Here is a 17,813-nt window from a genome sequence, read left to right on the forward strand (position 1 = left end):
GGTGGGTGACTACCCCGCGGGAGCGGCCATCCATACACTCCAGTCATCGATCACGCGGCGGGTATGTCGATCCCCGCCCGACACTGACAGGAGATGACCATGACTGCGCCCTATACCCACCCCGCCGAGGTGATTCACTTTGTTTCCGGCGAACCGTATCAAGGCAACGGCGAGCGGTCGCAGGCCGTGTTCAATCCTGCTACTGGCGCGGTCGCGCGCCAGGTTCGACTGGGCACGGCGCAGGACGTCGATGTAGCCGTCGCATCCGCCGCCGCAGCGTTTCCAAAGTGGGCCGATACCCCGCCGATTCGCCGGGCGCGCGTCATGTTCAAGTTCCTCGAACTGATGAACCGGCACAAGGACGAACTTGCCGCGATCATTACCGCCGAGCACGGCAAGGTGCTCAGCGATGCGGCCGGTGAAGTCAGCCGCGGCATCGACATCATCGAATTTGCATGCGGTGTTCCCCAACTGCTCAAGGGCGACTTCACCGACCAGGTCTCCACCGGCATGGACAACTGGACGCTGCGCCAGCCGCTGGGCGTTGTGGCAGGCATCACGCCGTTCAATTTCCCTTGCATGGTGCCGTGCTGGATGTTCCCGGTCGCCATCGCCACCGGCAACTGCTTCATCCTGAAGCCAAGCGAGCGCGATCCTTCGGCATCGCTCTTCATGGCCCGCCTGCTCAAGGAAGCCGGACTGCCCGATGGCGTTTTCAACGTCGTGCAAGGTGACAAGACGGTGGTCGACGCCCTGCTCCATCACCGGGAGGTCAAGGCCGTGAGCTTCGTCGGCTCGACGCCGATTGCGAACTACATCTACGAGACGGGCGCGCGGCTCGGCAAGCGGGTGCAGGCCCTGGGCGGTGCAAAGAACCACATGGTGGTCATGCCCGACGCCGATATCGACCAGGCCGTCGATGGACTGATCGGTGCCGCATACGGCTCGGCGGGCGAGCGCTGCATGGCCATCTCCGTGGCCGTGCTCGTCGGCGACGTGGCGGACAAGATCATGCCGAAGCTGGAAGCGCGCGCACGGGAACTCATCATCAAGAACGGCATGGAAGCTGACGCCGAGATGGGCCCCGTCGTGACCGGCCAGGCGCTCGAACGCATCGAGAACTACGTGGCGCTCGGCGTGCAGGAAGGCGCGAAGCTTGTTGTCGATGGCCGCAACTACAAGGTGCCCGGCCATGAGCAGGGGTTCTTTACCGGCGGAACGCTGTTCGACAACGTCACTCCCGAAATGCGTATCTACAAGGAAGAGATCTTCGGCCCCGTGCTGTCGTGTGTGCGCGTAGACGATTTCGCGCAAGCGGTAAAGCTGGTCAACGAGCACGAGTTCGGCAACGGCGTGGCCTGCTACACGCGGGATGGGCAAGTGGCGCGCGAATTCGCCCGTCGTATCGAAGTTGGCATGGTCGGCATCAACGTGCCGATCCCCGTGCCGATGGCGTGGCACGGCTTCGGCGGCTGGAAGCGCTCGCTGTTTGGCGACATGCACGCCTATGGCGAGGAAGGCGTCCGGTTCTACACCCGGCAGAAGAGCATCATGCAACGCTGGCCCAACGACACCGCGCGCGGCGCCGAGTTCGCCATGCCCACTGCAAACTGATGTCGTCTGCCTAAACGATCGCATCGTCCATGTCTATCCAGGCGGGACGATGCGCTCCCCATCGAAAAACCGGCACATTGGCCTGCGTCTACTTCCACTCCCCCTTCTCCTTTTCCTCCCCCTTCTCCGACCCCGCTCACGCGTGGCTGCTCGCGCAGGTGCGCGCCATGGTGCCTGGCGACTGATTGTTCGGCTGAAAGCAAAACGAAAGCCATCGACAGATAACGATAGGCAATCTTATTCGTTGGCATCCCGCACACCCGCGCCTACGATGGCGCCTTCTTAAGTGTTGCACGGCTGAAATCGCGCGTTGCGGTCACGCGCTGACCAATCCGCGCTGCAGCGCTGTTTTAAGCATCGAGAAGACATGACGCGCGACGGGATTGACCGCATTGGGACGTGCCCAAAGGTAATAGGTGACATCGGGCAACCGCGGCAGGCCGTCGGCTTCGCCGAGGATGCGCATGTCCGCCGCCAGCAGGTCGATGCTGCGTGCGGTGATGCCCAGCCCGCCGCGCAGCGCCGCCTTGATGCCGATCAGGCTGGGCGCCAGATACGCAATGCGCCAGGGCACGCCGGCCTGCGTCAGCGCTTCGAGCGACAGCTTGCGAAACAGGCTCGGCTCGTCGGCCAGAATCAACGGCACCGCCGTACCACGCTCGTAGACGAAATCCGCCGAGCAGACCCAGATCGTCGGGGTGGTCCGCAGCACGATGCCGTCGAGCGTGTTGTCTTCGCGCGTGGAAACCGTCAGGTCGATCTCGCCGCGTCGCAGGGAATCCATCAGGAATGGGCTTCGCCCCACGTGGATCTCCAGCCGCAGGGCGGGAGAGGATCGCGCGATGTGCGACAGCAGCCCCGGCAGGATGGTGTCGGCCACGTCATGCGGCGCGCCGATGCGGAGGGAGCCAGTCAGGTCGCCCTCGCGCAACATGCGCAGGGCTTCGTCGTTGATCGTCAGCAACTGCCGCGCGTACTCCAGCAGCTTCTTGCCATGACGCGTCAGGTGCTTGCCACGCCCCTGGCGTTCGAACAGCGGCAGCCCGATCTGCTCTTCCAGCCGCTGCATCTGCTGGGTCACGGCCGATTGGGTGCGCTGCACGGTTTCGGCGGCAGCGCCAAAGGTCTCGTGGTCGGCGATGGCCACCAGGGTGCGAAGCAAGTCCAGGTCAAGATTACGCATTCATTAGACCTGCTAATGGATTTTCGTTGCGCATTAAGTGGTTTTCAGGACAGGTGTTCATTACAGTGAAACTCGACACACCGTTCTACCCGTCAAAAACAACGATTGCAAGGATTGATCGCAACATGTCCATCGCACAACAGCGCCAGGCAGCCGTCGGAGACACCATTGAATCCATTAGGAACATCGTAGACAGGGGCGGCGTGACTCGCGCCAGTCTGGCCGATGTCCTGACCCATGTGGAAGACCTGGCCGCGCACACCGAATTCTGGGCCGAGGCCGATTACCCGCCCCCGGAGCCCGGCGAGCGCCAGGCGCGCTACCTCATCGCCGAGGATCCGGACAAGACCTACGCGCTTTACCTGAACGTCATGCGCCCCGGCAAGCGCATTCCGCCGCACAACCACACCACATGGGCCTGCGTGGCCGGCGTCAGCGGCGTGGAATTCAACGACGTCTACGCGCGCACGGACGATGGCAGCCAGCCAGGCGTGGGCACGCTCGAGCACTCGCGCACGGTAGAGGTGGGGCCGCGCCACGGCATCGCCCTGCTGCCGGATGACATTCACTCGGTCGAGATCCGCGGTGACGACGTCATCCGCCACCTGCATATGTACGGCCGCGCGCTGGAAACGCTGACCGACCGGCTGACGTTCGACCTCGAGACCGGACGCTGCCAGATCATGAACATGGGCGTACAGACCCGCCGGTAACCACAGCCGCCTGAGGGGGGCCTGCGCCAGACAAGGCCGCCCCCCGACTCCTGACACAGCACGCCGAATTTTCCTCTCTGCGGAGAGGACGGCCCCCTATCGCCCGGAATTTCATGAGCCATCCACACCACACCGCTATCGACGCCGCCACCCTGAAAGGCTGGCTGCACGATGCCGACGAAATCGCGCTGTTCGACGTGCGAGAGCACGGCCAATACGGCGAAGGCCATCCGTTCTACGCCGTGCCGCTGCCATTCAGCCGCCTGGAACTCGATGTCGGGCGACTGGCGCCGCGCACTGACGCGCGCATCGTGCTGGCCGACAATGGTGACGGCGTGGCGCAAGCCGCCGCCAGTGCGCTGGCGCGGCTCGGCTACACGGCGCTGTTCGTGCTCGACGGCGGCATGCCGGCATGGCAGGCCGCCGGCTACACCCTCTTCGCCGGGGTCAACCTGCCTTCGAAGACGTTCGGCGAACTGGCCGAGCATCACTACGGCACGCCGCGCGTCTCGGCGGCCGAGCTTGCCGCGATGCAGGCCGGCCCGAACGCCCCGGTTGTGCTCGATGGCCGCCCGATCAGCGAATTCCGCAAGATGAACATCCCGGGCGCCATCTGCTGCCCCAATGGCGAGCTGGCCTATCGCCTGCGCGATCTGGTGCCCGATCCCGCCACGCCGATCGTCATCAATTGCGCGGGACGCACGCGCAGCATCATCGGCGCACAGTCGCTGATCAACGTCGGTGTCAGCAACCCGGTCTACGCGCTCGAAAACGGCACGCAGGGCTGGTATCTGAACGACTTCACGCTCGAACACGGCGGCACGGCCCGGTATCCGGACAACGCCACCCCGCGCGACCTCGACGCCGCGCGCCATGCCGCACAGTCGCTGGCCGCGCGCTTCAACGTGCCGCACATCGCTGCGGCGCAGGCCATCGGCTGGCTGGCGGACCGGTCGCGCACCACCTACCTGTGCGACGTGCGCACAGCCGAGGAATTCGCTGCGCAGACCCTGCCCGGCGCGCAGCACACGCCGGGCGGCCAGCTGATGCAGGCCACCGACCAGTACGTCGGCGTACGCCGGGCGCGGTTGGTGCTGTTCGATGCGGAAGGCGTCCGTGCGACGGTGGTGGCGAGCTGGCTGCGCCAGATGGGCCACGACGCCGTGGTCCTCGATGGCGGGCTGCAGGCCGGGCTGGCGGCCGGCGTCAAGGCCGCGCAAGGGCCCACGCATGGAGCGATCTCGCCGGAGGCCGTCAGCGTTGCGGCACTGGCCGCCGGTCTCGTGGACCGGTCGATGCTGGCCATCGATCTGCGCGGCAGCATGAGCTTCCGCGCCGGCCATATCGCCGGGAGCCAGTGGACCACGCGCGCGCGGCTCGCGCATGACCTGCATGGCGTGCCGCACGACACCACACTGGTGCTCGTCGGTGATGCCGATGGCGACGATCCGGCCGACATCGCCGTGCGCGACCTCCATGCGCTCGGCTATCCCGATGTGCGGCGCCTGCAAGGCGGCCTGCACGCATGGCGCGCCGCTGGCCTGCCGACCCATCAGGGCGCCGACACGCTGCCCGATGCGCGCTGCATCGACTACCTGTTCTTCGTCCACGACCGCCACGACGGCAACAAGGCCGCCGCGCGCCAGTACCTGGCGTGGGAAACCGGCCTGATCGCGCAGCTGGACGCGCAGGAACTGGCCACATTCCACTTCCCGCCCATCGCCTGATTTCATCTCACCCCTGCACCGCCGCCCTAAACCTGCCATATAAGAACGAGGTCGCCCCATGTCACGCCCGATGTCATCCCGTCTTTCGCAGTACCTGGTTGCAGCACTCGCCGTCACCGCCGCTGCCACGACGAGCCTTGCGTCGGCACAGCAGCCGCTGGCCCCGGTGAATGGCTTCCCGACGCAGCCGCTGCGCATCGTGTCGCCCTTCCCCGCCGGCGGCGGCAACGACGCCGTTTCGCGCGTGGTGGCCACGCGCCTGTCGCAGGTGCTGGGCCAGAGCGCCGTCATCGACAACCGTGGCGGCGCAGGGGGCAACATCGGCACGCGCTATGCGGCGGAATCGAAGGCGGACGGCTATACGGTGCTGACCTCGCAAGTGTCGATCATGGCGGTGAACCCGACGCTCTATCGCTCGCCGGGCTTCGACCCCGTCAAGCAGTTCATCCCGGTCACGCAGATCAACGCGGCACCGCTGGCTATCGTGGTATCGGCCAACGCCCCGTGGAAGACCTTCGAGGAGCTGGCCACCCAGGCCAAGGCGCAGCCACAGAAGATCACTTACGCCACGCCCGGCAACGGCACGCTGTCGCATCTGGTGGGCGTGGTGCTGGACAAGGACAGCAACGTGTCGCTGCAGCATGTGCCGTACAAGGGCGCGGGGCCGGCCATCAACGACCTGCTTGGCGGACAGGTGGATGTGCTGATCACGTCGACCTCCTCGGTGGCGGGCTTCATCCAGACCGGCCGCATGCGGGCATTGGCCGTCACCAGCCCGCGCCGTCTCGGGGTATTCACCAAGGTGCCGACGCTTGAAGACCTGGGCTATCGCAATGCACGATTCGAGGACTGGTACGGCTTCTTCGTGCCGGCCGGCACGTCGCCGGAACGCGTGGCGCTGCTGAATCGCGCCATCGTGCAGGTGCTGCAGATGCCGGACGTGGTGAAGACAATCAACGAAGGCGGCAGCGACGTGGTGGGCAACACGCCGGAGGCCTTCGCGGCGCAGTTGAAGCTGGACATCTCGCGCTGGTCGCAGATCGTCAAGCTCTCCGGCGCGCACGTCGACTGACCCCCGATCCGGCATTAGCACAACAGGGCACGGTCCTTGCGACGTCCCGTACAACCATGAGCCATCCCCCCAGGCCAACCATGACACCATCGCTTCCTACCCGCCTTGCCCATGCCGGACGCACATATGCCGTGCAAGGCGGCCAGCCCGTGAACCCGCCGGTGGTGCGCGCCAGCACCGTCCTGTTCGATTCCGTGGCGCAGCAACGCGAAATGCGTGCGCGCCGCGATACCGAGCGGCTGTTCACCTACGGCGCGCGCGGCAATCCGACCAACTTCGCGCTGGAAGACATGGTGACCATGCTCGAGGGCGGCTATCGCACGCGGCTGTTTCCCTCGGGGCTGGCCGCTGCCGCGATGACCATCCTCGCCTACGTGCGGCCGGGACAACATGTGTTGCTGCCCGATTGCGTCTACGAGCCCGTGCGCAACCTGGCCAACGGCTTCCTGCGCCAGCACGGCATCGCCACTGATTTCTATGCGGCGGATGGGTCCGATCTCGACGCGAAGCTGCGGCCCGAAACGCGACTGGTCTATGTGGAAGCGCCCGGCTCGCTGGTCTATGAGATGTGCGACCTGCCGGCACTGGCCGCCCGTGCCCACGCCCATGGGGCGCTGGTTGCGGCGGACAACACCTGGGGTTCTGGCCTGCTGTACCGGCCGCTGGAACTCGGCGCCGATATCTCGCTGATGGCGGCCACCAAATATCTCGGCGGCCATTCCGACGTGATGATGGGCACCGTCTGCACCACCGAGGCGGCGTGGCCGGAACTGGCGACGATGGCCGATGCGTTCGGCATCACGGTGAGCCCGGACGACGCGTATCTGGTGCAACGCGGCATCCGCACGCTTGGCGCCCGTCTGGCACAGCATCAACAGAGTGCCCTCGCAGTGGCCCACTGGCTGCTCGATCGTCCCGAAGTGGCCGACGTCTTCTGCCCTGCCCTGCCGCACGATCCCAACCATGCCCTCTGGCAACGCGACTGCCACGGCACCAACGGCCTGCTGTCGTTCACGTTGCGCTCGCAGGCACCGGTGGCGCCGGAGCGGTTTGTCGACAGTCTCAAGCTGTTCGGCATCGGCGCCTCGTGGGGCGGCTTCGAGAGCCTGGCCGTGCTGGCCGACATGCGCCGCGCGCGCAGCGTCACGGACTGGGCCGCCCATGGCACCGTGATCCGCCTGCACATCGGCCTGGAAGGCGTGCCCGACCTGCTGGCCGACCTCGACCAGGCCTTCGCCGCGATTGCCGATATAGCCGATCTACCCCTCACACATCAGGAGTCTTCCCATGCCCATCATCGGTGACTGGCTGCGCCAGCAATCCGGCCCGGCCCGCACCAGCGGGCAACTTCCCGTTGGCTCGATGGCCTCGGGGATGTCCGTCACGCTGCCCTATGTCGCGGTGCGCGGCGCACAACCGGGCCGCACGCTATGGCTGCACGGCCAGGTGCATGGCGACGAAATCAACGGCATGGTGGCCGCACTGCGCTTCGCGCGCAGCCTCGATCCCGCCACCCTGCGCGGCAATGTCGTGGTGACGCCCACGGGCAATCCGCAAGCGCTGGACGCGCGCCGCAAGCGCAATCCCTACGACAAACTCGATCTCGACCAGACATATCCGGGTAACGCCGGTGGACTCGTCTCGGAACGTCTCGCCCATGCCCTGATGAGCGAAATCCGTGGCGTGGCGGACGTGCTGATCAACCTCCATACGATGAACCCGCTGTTCGACGCGCGGCCCTACACGGTCTACAAGGTGCACCCGGACAGCCGCGTCACCGAGGCCGATGTACTGGCCGCAATGGCGCCGTTTCATCCGCATGTTGCCTGCCAGCAGGACGTCGGCGGCAAGGGCGAACTTCCCGGCAATATCGCTGGCGCGCTCGACTATCAGTGCCTGGCCGCCGGCGTCTGCGCGTTCATGCTCGAACTGGGCAGCGGCAGCCGCTTCGAGGCCGACAACATCGCAGTGGCGGAAACCGGCTTCCACACACTGGCCGTGCAGATGGGCATCCTCGATGCCACGCCGGACAGACCGGCCAAGCCGGCTGCCACCAGCCTGCGACGCGTCAAGCGGCGCGGCTGGATCACGGCCGACGAAGGGGGTCTGTTCCTTCCGGCTGCGCGCGCGGGCGATCTGGTCGCGGAAGGCGCATCGATTGGCGACACGCTGAAGCTCGATGCGTCGCTCACACCCGTGAAGCCGCTATCACGCGATGGCGTGCTGATCGGCCTGCGTAGCGATCCCGTCGTCCATACCGGCGAGCGCCTGGCGTTCGTGGGCTGGGAATGGGACACGGTGTCGATTCCCTGACTTGCAGCGTCCCGCCATGCGGCGAAGTGAAGTTTTACTGGTTGACCGGAGTTTGATCATGTTTGCACGCGCGTTGCGCCTTCTCGTTCCCTTCCTTGCCGTCACCGCGCCGCTCGGCGCCCATGCGGCCTGGCCCGATGCATCGAAGCCAATCCGCGTAGTGGTGGGCTTCCCGCCCGGCGGCGGCGCCGATGCGCTCGCGCGCGCCATTGCGCCCGCGCTGTCGGAGCACCTCAAAGCCAATGTCATCATCGACAACCGTCCCGGCGCGGGCGGACTGATCGCCACGGATCTGGTCGCGAAGTCCGCGCCGGACGGCTATACGCTGTACGTCGCCACGCCGGGCTCGTTCACGATCTGGCCGAACCTGCGCAAGCTGAACTACGACCCGCAGAAGGACTTCGCACCGATCAGCGTGCTGGTCACGATGCCCAATGTGCTGGTCACAGGCGCCGATGCGCCCTACAAGGACGTACACGGCATGCTCGCGGCCCTGCGCAGCGCCAATGGCAAGTTCTCGTACGCGTCGGGTGGCAACGGCACCATCGGCCAGATCGCGGCCGAGCAGTTCAAGATGCTGACGGGGCTGCAGATGCAGCATGTGCCGTACAAGGGCACCACGCCCGCGCTGACCGATGTGATGGGTGGCATCGTGCCGATCACGTTCTCGGATCCCTCGGCAAAGCCGCTGATCGCCTCGGGAAAGCTGCGTGCGCTGGCCGTGACCACCGCCACGCGCTCGCCGCAGTTCCCCGGCGTGCCGACCGTCGCGGAATCGGGCGTTCCCGGTTATGACGTCACCAACTGGTACGGGCTGGTGGCGCCCGCCGGCACGCCGGCCGAGGTCATCGCGCAGTTGAACAAGGCACTCGTGAAAGTGATGGCCGATCCGGACATCCGACAGCGTCTGGCGGTTTCCGGCATGGACGCCACGTCGGACACGCCGCAGGAGTTCGCCAAGCTGCTGAATACGGAGCGCGCCAAATGGGGCGACCTGATCCGCAAGGCTGGCATCCAGGGCGATTGAGACCGTGACGATTCGCCGCTACCCGCAACTGGCGCATTGGGGCGCCTTCACGGCAGTCGTGGAAGACGGCCGGTTGATCCGCTGCGAACCGTTCGCGGCGGATCCCAACCCCTCGCCGTTGCTCGAATCGATCGCGCCGATGGTCTACTCGCCCACCCGCATTCGCACGCCGATGGTGCGGCGCGGCTGGCTCGACAAGCGCGAGGCTGCCGATGGCCACGCACGCGGACGCGATGATTTCGTCGAAGTGTCGTGGGATGTGGCGCTCGATCTCGTCGCCAGCGAGATTACGCGGGTCCGCGACGCCCATGGTCCGTCCGGCGTGTTCGGTGGATCGTACGGCTGGTCGTCGGCAGGCCGGCTGCACCATGCGCGCTCACTGATCCGCCGGTTTCATTTCAGCGGCGGCGGCTGTGTCGATCAGGTCGGCAACTACAGCTGGGGCACGGCGCAGTTCCTGTTGCCGCATGTGATTGGCACTGACCGCCCGCTGACCGGCCGCGTGACCGCATGGCCCAGCCTGATCGCGAACACCGAGATCTTCATCGCCTTTGGCGGGCTGGCGCTCAAGAATGGCCAGGTCTCATCCGGCGGCGCGGCCGAGCACACGCAGGAAGGCTGGCTGCGCAAGCTGGCTGCCAGTGGCGCCACGGTCATCAACATCAGCCCCACCCGCGACGACTGCCCCGACTTTCTTGGCGCCGAATGGATTCCGATTCGCCCGAACACCGATGTTGCGCTGATGCTCGCGCTGGCCTACGAGTTGCGCCGCGCCGATGCGCACGACACGGCGTTCCTGCAGACGCACTGCAGCGGCTGGGCTGAACTCGAAGGCTATCTGCTCGGACACAGCGACGGCTCGCCAAAGACACCGGCCTGGGCCGCTGCCATCACTGGCATTCGCGCGGAGCGCATCGAACAACTGGCGACGCAGCTCGCGGGCAAGCGTAGCTACATCACCTGCAGCTTTGCCGTGCAACGCCAGCACCGCGGCGAGCAGCCGTACTGGATGGCCATTGCGCTGGCGGCCATGCTCGGCCAGATCGGCCTGCCCGGCGGCGGCTTCGGCTTCGGCCATGGGTCCATGAACGGCGTCGGCAATCCGCGCGTGGCCACACCGGGGCCGGAGATGCCGGTCGGGCGCAACCCGGCCCAGCTGGACATTCCCTGCGCGCGGCTCTCGGACATGCTGCTCCATCCGGGCACCCCCTATCGCTTCCGCGGCGACACCCGCCACTATCCCGATGCGAAGCTGATTCACTGGGCCGGCGGCAATCCGTTTCATCATCACCAGCAGCTGTCGCGGCTGCGTGAGGCGTGGGCGCGGCCACAGACCGTCATCGTCCAGGACATCTGCTGGACTGCCACGGCGCGCCATGCGGACATCGTGCTGCCCGTCACCACGGCGCTCGAGCGCAAGGACATTGGCGGATCGTCGCGCGATCGATACGTGCTGGCGATGCATCAGGCCATTGCGCCGCTGCATCAGGCGCGCAGCGATCTCGACATCTTTACCGATCTGTCGGACCGGCTGGGGTACCGCGAAGCCTTCACCGAGAACCGCGACGAGAAGGGTTGGCTCGCCGCCATCTACGCGCGATGCCGGGACGCCCAAGCGCAGGCCGGCATCGAACTCCCGGCATTCGAGCAGTTCTGGCGCACCGGCTACGTCGCGCTGCCGCCGCCGACGGAGGACTTCGTGCTGTTCGACGATTTCCGTCACGACCCCGCCGCGCATCCCTTGCGCACGCCGAGCGGCCGCATCGAACTCGCCAGCCCGACCCTCGGGACCCTGTCGGACGATTGCGGCACACATCCGAACTGGCAACCGCCCGTGGAATGGCTTGGCGCCCCGGCGGCCGACACGTATCCGCTGCATCTCGTTTCCGTCCAGCCCGCCGATCGGCTGCACAGCCAGCTCGATCCTGCGCCGCTGGCGCAAGCCGGGAAGATTGCGGGGGCGGAGCGGATTACGCTCCATCCCGGGGATGCGGCGGCGCGCGGATTGCATCCCGGCATGCGGGTGCGCGTGCACAACGCGCGGGGCGCGCTTTCCGCCGGACTGGCGATCAGCGACGGCGTCACGCGCGGCGTGGCCGTGATGGCCACCGGCGCCTGGTACGACCCCGATCCGGATGGCGTGGACCGCGCCGGCGCCGCAAATACCCTCACGCTGGACATCGGCACATCAGACCTGACGCAGGGACCCAATGCCATGAGCTGCCTGGTGGAGGTGTCGCGGGATAGCTGAAGCGGCGGCGCCTCGTCAGTCCTGGATACTTCGTTGCCGTCGGCATTCCAGGCCCCCAGTTGTCGTTGACCGTCAATTCCTTGTCGGCCGAGTCGACGACGAACACAGCCAGCAGCTTCGCGGGCTTTGTCTTGCTTGCATTGCGGCTTACCGGATGACGTGAACCCGGCGTCTCGAAGAAGCTCTCCCCCGCCTTGTACACACGTTCCGGCTCGTCATTCACCTTGCTCGCAATGCTGCCCGAGACGACATATGCATAGATGAACGACGACTTGGCGTGGCGCAAGGCCGGTCGCCGCACAGGCGCGTTCGGTCGAGACGGCCTGGACGAGCCCTTGACCGTGGCGGCGCTGGACGCGCTGACCAGGGTGTGGGGCTAGCATCGGCGCACTGTTGCGGGATGCATTTCGCATCATGTGCTGCCGCGCGGCACGACCTCGAAGCCCAGGTCTTCCGTCATCGGTTGCGCGCGCTCGTCCTCCTGCCGGGACACGATCAGCTCCGCACTCCGGACGCCGATGCGATAACGAGGAAAACGCACCGTTGTGATGGGCGGCACCATATGTTGCATGAGGTCGTTGTCGTCCGACCCCGCGATGGCAATATCCCCCGGCACGCGCAAACCTCGGCGCGTGCACTCGAGGATGGCGCCGGCCGCAAGCACGTCACCGGCCAGGAACAGGGCCTGTACCGAGGTGTCCCGGCGCATAAGTTCCGCTAGTGCATGGCTGCCGTTTTCCAGGCCCTCGCCCACTTCCAGCACCATCGCCGGATCGATCTCGATGCCCGCCGCGCGCAGTCCGTCGAAAAAGCCGTCGCGCCGCTCGCGCAAACGCTCGTTATCGCTGATGGGAAGACTGGCAAATCCAAACCTGCGATATCCCCGCGATAGCAGATGGTTCGCCATGGCCCGCCCCGCTTCCCGATTCGAGTAACTGACGGCCATATCGATCGGCTGCGTCGTCAGGTTGCCGGTTTCCACGCAGGGCACGCCGGCATCCTGGAGCAGGTGGCGGGCCGCTTCCGTATGCGTGGTGTTGTGCAGGATGAGGCCACATGGCCGCTGGGACAGGTAGGCCGAGATCAACGCTTCCTCGCGCTCCAGCGAATACCCGCTGTCCGAAATCATCAGGTGCAGGCCGTGGCGCTGCAGGACATCGGAGATGCCCTGGATCGTCTCCGCATACAGCGCGTTCCTGAGGCTGGGGACGATCAAGCCGACCAGGCTGGTGCGCCGCGAAGCCAGGCTGCCGGCCACGCGATTGGGTACATAACGCACCGCGCGGATGACGGACTGCACCTGCTCGAGGGTCTCGGGCTTCACGAGGTGCGGCGCGCTGAGGACACGCGAGACGGTCATCGGCGAGACGCCGGCCAGGCGTGCCACCTCCTTCATGGAGAGTTGCCCCGTCGGCTGGGGCTGCGTTGGGTCAACTGGGGCAGACATTGAGATAGTGGACGTTAGACCGCTTGCGGCTTTCGCAGTGTAGCAGCAAGGTTTATCGGGAAATCACTTATATGGTAGCGCTACCAACTCTTCCTATGATAGCGCTACCATTCCCTATACACCGGAGCTTTCCATGAGTCGCAACCAGCGCTTCCGAGCCTTGTTTCAGGCCGGCGACCCCTTTGTCTGCATGGGTGCCTACGACGCGGTTACCGCGAAACTGGCCGAAGCGGCCGGCGCCAAGGCGTTGTTTGTCAGCGGCTTCGTCGCGTGTGGCGTCGAAGCTGGCGAACCGGATATGGGGGCGCTGTCCCAGCGCGACATGTTCGAGCACATCCGCCGTGTTTGCCGTGCCACCACCCTCCCCGTCTTTGCCGACGCCGACACCGGTTATGGCGGCATGCTCGATGTGCAGCGCACCATCCGGCTCTGGGAGGAGGCCGGCGCCTCTTGCCTGCACCTGGAAGACCAGTCGCTCCCGAAGAAATGTGGCCACTTCGCGGGCAAACAGCTCATCAGCCGTCACGAGATGGTGCAGAAGCTGCGCGCCATGGTCGATGCACGGCAGGATCCCGATTTCTTCATCGTCGGGCGGACCGACGCCATTGCGGTCAATGGCCTGGATGACGCCATCGCGCGCCTGATCGCCTATGCGGAGGCCGGGGCAGACGGACTCTATGCCGATGCGGTCGAAAGCACGGAGCAGATGCGGGAGATCAGCCGCCAGCTCAAGCCGCTTGGCAAGCCGCTGTTGTTCAACATGGTCACGTCGGGCAAGAGCCCTCGTCTCACGCTGAAACAGATTGGGGAACTCGGCTTCGGGTTCGCACTGTGTCCCGTCGAGCCGCTGCTGGCGATGCACAAGGCCGTGAAGGACATGATGGAAACGTTCCTGCGCAGCGGCGGCGACGTGAGCGCCATCGCCCACATGCTCACGCCATTCGAGGAATACAACGTTTTTGTTGGCTTGCACGAGGCAATCGCGCAAGAAGCTCGCTACACCGAGGGCTAAAGCCCCATCGACCGAGGAGACAATGTATGAAGAATGCCCTGATGCCAGCCGTGCTCGCGGGCGCGATGCTCGTCAACTTTGCTCCCGGCGTTGCGGCCCAGGAGTGGCAACCCACGAAGCCCATCCGGATGGTGATTCCGTCCACCCCCGGCGGTGGCACAGACTTTATCGGACGCACCCTCAGCGCCAGGCTATCCGAAGTCCCTGGGTGGCGGGTGGTGCCCGAAAACCGCCCGGGCGCGGCCGGCACCCTTGGGTTGGCCGAGGCCGCGCGCGCGCAGCCGGACGGATATGAGCTGGTCATTGGCCAGACCGCCAACGTCGCGCTGGCGCCCTGGTTGATGAAGCTGACGTTCGACCCGGTAAAAGACCTGACGCCGATCGCCTTTGCCGTGGAAGCGCCGATGGTGCTGCTCGTCAACGCTTCGTCGCCGTACAAGACCTGGGCCGAGCTTGCGGCTGCCGCGAAAGCAAGCGGCAAGCCAGTTTCCTTCGCGACATCCGGCACCGGCAGCGTAGCGCACGTGGCCGGGGTGATGTTGCAGAACACGGCGGGCATCAAGCTTCAGCACGTGCCGTACAAGGGCTCGTCACCCGCCATTGCCGACCTGATGGGCGGGCATGTCGACCTCGCGGGAACGTCGGTGGCATCGGCCATCAGCCTTGTCCAGTCCGGCAAGGTGCGCGCGCTCGCCGTGACATCGCAGAAACGCAGCCAGGTCCTGCCAAACGTGCCGGCGCTGGCCGAACTCGGCTACCCGAATTTCCATCAGGTCGAGTGGTACGGCGTGTTCGCGCCACCAAACCTGCCGCCGGCGATTGCGGAACGCCTCAACAAGGAGATCAACAGGGTGCTGCAGGACCCGGACGTGCGCAACACCATTGTGGTCCAGGGCCAGGAACCGCGAACGGAAACCCGCGCGGCATTCGGCGCGTTGGTGCGGAACGACAGTACGAAAGCGAAGGAGATCGTCTCGCAAGCCGGCATCAAACTCGAATGAACACGGCACTGCCGTGGCCGCGCCCAGGCTTGGATCCGTTCATCGTGATGAACGGCGCAGGTAACACTACGAGCGGCCGTCCGGTCAATCCCTGCAGTAGCCTTCGCCCTGGCGAACCGTCAGACAGTTCTTCTTCCCGGCGAGCCATTTCATACCGGTCTCGGCGCCGTTGGTGGCGCGAATGACCTCCTTGGTCCCGTCGCGCTCGAATTCGATCGCGCCGTCGGCATACCGGCCCTCGAACTGGCGCGGGCCATCGAGGTTCTGCACGGTGACGTCGTACTTGCCATGGCCGCCGGCAAGCTCGAGTAACGTGCCTTCGGGGCCCGTCCACTTGCCGAGCCATTCATCGGTGCGCGGTGCGCTGGCCGTAGCTGGCGTGTCTGCCGTCTTCTGTGAAGACGCGTTGCGGTCCGAGCATCCTGCCACGGACACGATGGCGATCAGCAATGCGGCGAGGGATAGATGGGTTGTCTTCATCAGTCGATTGACGTGGGAATGCATGCGCGAATTCTCGCACGGCTGAAAACGAGATGATGCGCGTCTACCACTTGCGGGCGAGCCATCTGACACTGTATATTTATACAGTAGTCACGACACCCCGGAAAACTGGCCGCCCAAGCCCAGCCCGAGCGTCGTCTCCGCTTTCCCCCCACATCGAAAGGCAATCATGTTCGTGGACCGCACCGAAATCATCAACGCCGCTAAGACACTGCGCGCCAGCCAGGAAGAATCCAGGTACAGCAAGCTCGTCGCGCTCGCGAACAAGCAGCTCAAGGCTATGCAGGCAGCGATCCAGAAGGGCAAGGAAGAATTCGAGACCACTCTGGTACTCGATATCAACGAAGACAATCCGCAGGCAGTGGTGGAACCACGCGCGCAACGGCTGGCCGACGACCTCCGGGCACAGGGCTACACCGCAATGGTTACCACGTTTGCGGACGCCAGCACCGACCGCAAGGACTGGATGCCCAATATCACGATCGTCATCGGCCTGGGCGACATGGGCGCCGAAGCCGATAACGCGATCGCCGAAAGCACGGTGACCGAGGCAACCGAAGCAATGTCCTGACAGTTGCCGGGCGATGCAGGATGCCTGTTCCCTGCTGCTTCGATCCCAGTTCTTACGCCTGCATGCCTCCTGCTCTTCTCGGCTTGACGGGATAAAAAACGGCGCCAATCGATGGCGCCGTGAGTACTGCATGGTTCTGCGATTATCGGATCAGAACCGATGACGCATGCCGAGAAACACCCCAACGCTGTCGTCATGTCCGCCGTACGGGCCGTTCATGCTCGCGCTGACCTTGTTGTAGGTCGCCGCGAGGTAGGTGTCGGTCCGTTTGGAGAAGAAGTAGTCACCAACGAGGAATGCGGACAGCTTGTGGCCGCTCCCTCCCGCCGCGTTGACGTTGTTGGCGGCATCGTAGATTGCGGCCGCCTTCACGACCACGGCTTGCGTGACCTGGTACGTGGTGCCGAACTGGAACACGTGGTCCGTTCTTGCCGCCGTGCCAGTGCCGATGTTGGTGATACCCGGGTTGGCGTAGAACTGCGCATTGGTGCCGTAGGTCGGCGCGAAGTCCTGGCTGGCGGATGGGGCGAAGGCTGCATCCCGCCGCGTGTAAAGGTAGTAGCTGTGGAGCGTAACGGGACCCATCACGTATGACGCGCCAACGCCGGCGTTGGTCTGCTTGTTCCTGGCGGGATCTCGCGCCTGCTGGCCCACCAGACCCAGACCGAGCGGCCCGCGGGTATAGCCCACGCCCGCCGCATAGGTCGAACCCGCCGATGCACCGCCTGCAAGTTCGCCAGCCGAGTAGGCCGCCTCCACCTTCAGCGGTCCTACGACCTGCTGATATTTGAGCGAGTTGTCGAGCCGCGAGCCTTCCAGCAACTGCACCCAGACGTCGCTCGCGCCGGTATTGCCCCAGCCAATGGTGTCGAACGGGAGCAGGATATCGAACGGCACGCTGTACTGGCGACCGAGCGTGATCTGCCCGTAGTCTGCATTGAGCCCGACCCAGGCCTGACGGCCGAACAGCCGCCCGCCCTGCAGCGACACCCCGGCGTCCGGGCTAAACCCCGACTCCAGCCTGAAGACCGCAGAAGTACCGCCCCCAAGGTCCTCGCTGCCCAGAATCCCCCAACGCGATCCGTTGAAGAAGCCCGGCACGACGCCCACAGCGCCGCCACTGCCCGTGGCGCGCCCCGCCGCGTTCGTCGCAGCCACCTGATGCGATTGATAGGCAATCGCCGTATCGATCAGTCCGTATAGCGTGACCGATGTCTGAGCATGCGCGGCGCCCGCAACCGTCAGCATGATGCCAAATGTGGAAATCTTCTTCATGACGTCAGCCCACCCGTCGTGCTGGCCTTTGTCATGGCTCCCTTGCCGTCCATTCCGTCTCCTCCTCTTGTTTTACCGCCCTTGAATTGGTTTCCAATGTAAATTA

The 17,813-nt window shown here is 65.4% G+C and carries 15 protein-coding genes and 1 pseudogene; 11 read left to right on the forward strand and 5 right to left on the reverse strand.

The annotated features are described in order from the left end of the window. The first annotated feature begins 99 nt into the window (after positions 1-99). A complete protein-coding gene (locus BM115_RS10955; protein WP_092293591.1) occupies positions 100-1,614 on the forward strand; it encodes a CoA-acylating methylmalonate-semialdehyde dehydrogenase in 1,515 nt (504 codons plus the stop codon). Between the two features lie 316 nt (positions 1,615-1,930). Here the strand turns inward: BM115_RS10955 and BM115_RS10960 are convergent, their stop codons facing one another. After that, positions 1,931-2,797 (reverse strand): LysR substrate-binding domain-containing protein, encoded by an 867-nt coding sequence (locus tag BM115_RS10960; protein WP_092293593.1) that lies wholly within the window; start codon positions 2,795-2,797, stop codon positions 1,931-1,933. Positions 2,798-2,922: 125 nt separating this feature from the next. On the opposite strand from BM115_RS10960, the gene BM115_RS10965 reads away from it, so the two are divergent. The 7 genes from BM115_RS10965 (at position 2,923) to BM115_RS10995 (ending at position 11,900) form a co-directional block, all read left to right on the forward strand. Further along, positions 2,923-3,510 (forward strand): cysteine dioxygenase family protein, encoded by a 588-nt coding sequence (locus tag BM115_RS10965; RefSeq protein WP_092293595.1) that lies wholly within the window; start codon positions 2,923-2,925, stop codon positions 3,508-3,510. 113 nt (positions 3,511-3,623) lie between these two features. Beyond that, on the forward strand, positions 3,624-5,237 hold the full coding sequence (locus BM115_RS10970; RefSeq protein WP_092293597.1) for a rhodanese-like domain-containing protein: 1,614 nt from the start codon (positions 3,624-3,626) through the stop codon (positions 5,235-5,237). Positions 5,238-5,307: 70 nt separating this feature from the next. After that, entirely contained in the window at positions 5,308-6,309 is a 1,002-nt protein-coding gene (locus BM115_RS10975; protein ID WP_092293599.1) for a Bug family tripartite tricarboxylate transporter substrate binding protein, read from the forward strand. Positions 6,310-6,389: 80 nt separating this feature from the next. Continuing rightward, positions 6,390-7,613 carry a cystathionine beta-lyase gene (gene metC / locus BM115_RS10980; protein WP_092293601.1) on the forward strand — a complete coding sequence of 408 codons (1,224 nt, stop codon included), beginning with the start codon at positions 6,390-6,392 and terminating at the stop codon, positions 7,611-7,613. After that, complete coding sequence (locus BM115_RS10985) at positions 7,597-8,622, forward strand: M14 family metallopeptidase (RefSeq protein ID WP_092293603.1); 1,026 nt, start codon at positions 7,597-7,599, stop codon at positions 8,620-8,622. Before metC ends, BM115_RS10985 begins: the two co-directional genes overlap by 17 nt. Before the next feature lie 58 nt (positions 8,623-8,680). Next, positions 8,681-9,649 carry a Bug family tripartite tricarboxylate transporter substrate binding protein gene (locus BM115_RS10990; RefSeq protein ID WP_092293605.1) on the forward strand — a complete coding sequence of 323 codons (969 nt, stop codon included), beginning with the start codon at positions 8,681-8,683 and terminating at the stop codon, positions 9,647-9,649. Positions 9,650-9,653: 4 nt separating this feature from the next. Then, on the forward strand, positions 9,654-11,900 hold the full coding sequence (locus BM115_RS10995; RefSeq protein ID WP_092293607.1) for a molybdopterin-dependent oxidoreductase: 2,247 nt from the start codon (positions 9,654-9,656) through the stop codon (positions 11,898-11,900). Positions 11,901-11,967: 67 nt separating this feature from the next. On the opposite strand, the pseudogene BM115_RS11000 reads toward BM115_RS10995, so the two are convergent. After that, positions 11,968-12,183: pseudogene (locus BM115_RS11000) on the reverse strand (cupin domain-containing protein); the annotation flags it as partial. 129 nt (positions 12,184-12,312) lie between these two features. Beyond that, on the reverse strand, positions 12,313-13,296 hold the full coding sequence (locus BM115_RS11005; RefSeq protein WP_177219895.1) for a LacI family DNA-binding transcriptional regulator: 984 nt from the start codon (positions 13,294-13,296) through the stop codon (positions 12,313-12,315). 184 nt (positions 13,297-13,480) lie between these two features. Between BM115_RS11005 and BM115_RS11010 the strand changes: the two genes are divergently transcribed. Next, positions 13,481-14,359 carry an isocitrate lyase/PEP mutase family protein gene (locus tag BM115_RS11010; RefSeq protein WP_092293611.1) on the forward strand — a complete coding sequence of 293 codons (879 nt, stop codon included), beginning with the start codon at positions 13,481-13,483 and terminating at the stop codon, positions 14,357-14,359. Positions 14,360-14,385: 26 nt separating this feature from the next. After that, positions 14,386-15,360, forward strand: a complete 975-nt coding sequence (locus tag BM115_RS11015) for a Bug family tripartite tricarboxylate transporter substrate binding protein (protein WP_255370772.1) — start codon at positions 14,386-14,388, stop codon at positions 15,358-15,360. Between the two features lie 84 nt (positions 15,361-15,444). Here the strand turns inward: BM115_RS11015 and BM115_RS11020 are convergent, their stop codons facing one another. Then, positions 15,445-15,864: a hypothetical protein gene (locus BM115_RS11020; protein ID WP_255370773.1), complete on the reverse strand. Its 420-nt coding sequence runs from the start codon at positions 15,862-15,864 to the stop codon at positions 15,445-15,447. Positions 15,865-16,030: 166 nt separating this feature from the next. Here BM115_RS11020 and BM115_RS11025 point away from each other — a divergent pair, with 166 nt between their 5' ends. Then, on the forward strand, positions 16,031-16,432 hold the full coding sequence (locus BM115_RS11025) for a hypothetical protein (RefSeq protein ID WP_092293613.1): 402 nt from the start codon (positions 16,031-16,033) through the stop codon (positions 16,430-16,432). 150 nt (positions 16,433-16,582) lie between these two features. Here BM115_RS11025 and BM115_RS11030 read toward each other — a convergent pair whose 3' ends face one another. Further along, positions 16,583-17,707, reverse strand: coding sequence for a porin (locus BM115_RS11030; RefSeq protein ID WP_092293615.1), 1,125 nt, complete (start codon positions 17,705-17,707; stop codon positions 16,583-16,585). Positions 17,708-17,813 lie beyond the last annotated feature (106 nt).

It is taken from the genome of Cupriavidus sp. OV096 (assembly GCF_900115455.1).
In the GTDB taxonomy this organism is placed as follows: domain Bacteria; phylum Pseudomonadota; class Gammaproteobacteria; order Burkholderiales; family Burkholderiaceae; genus Cupriavidus.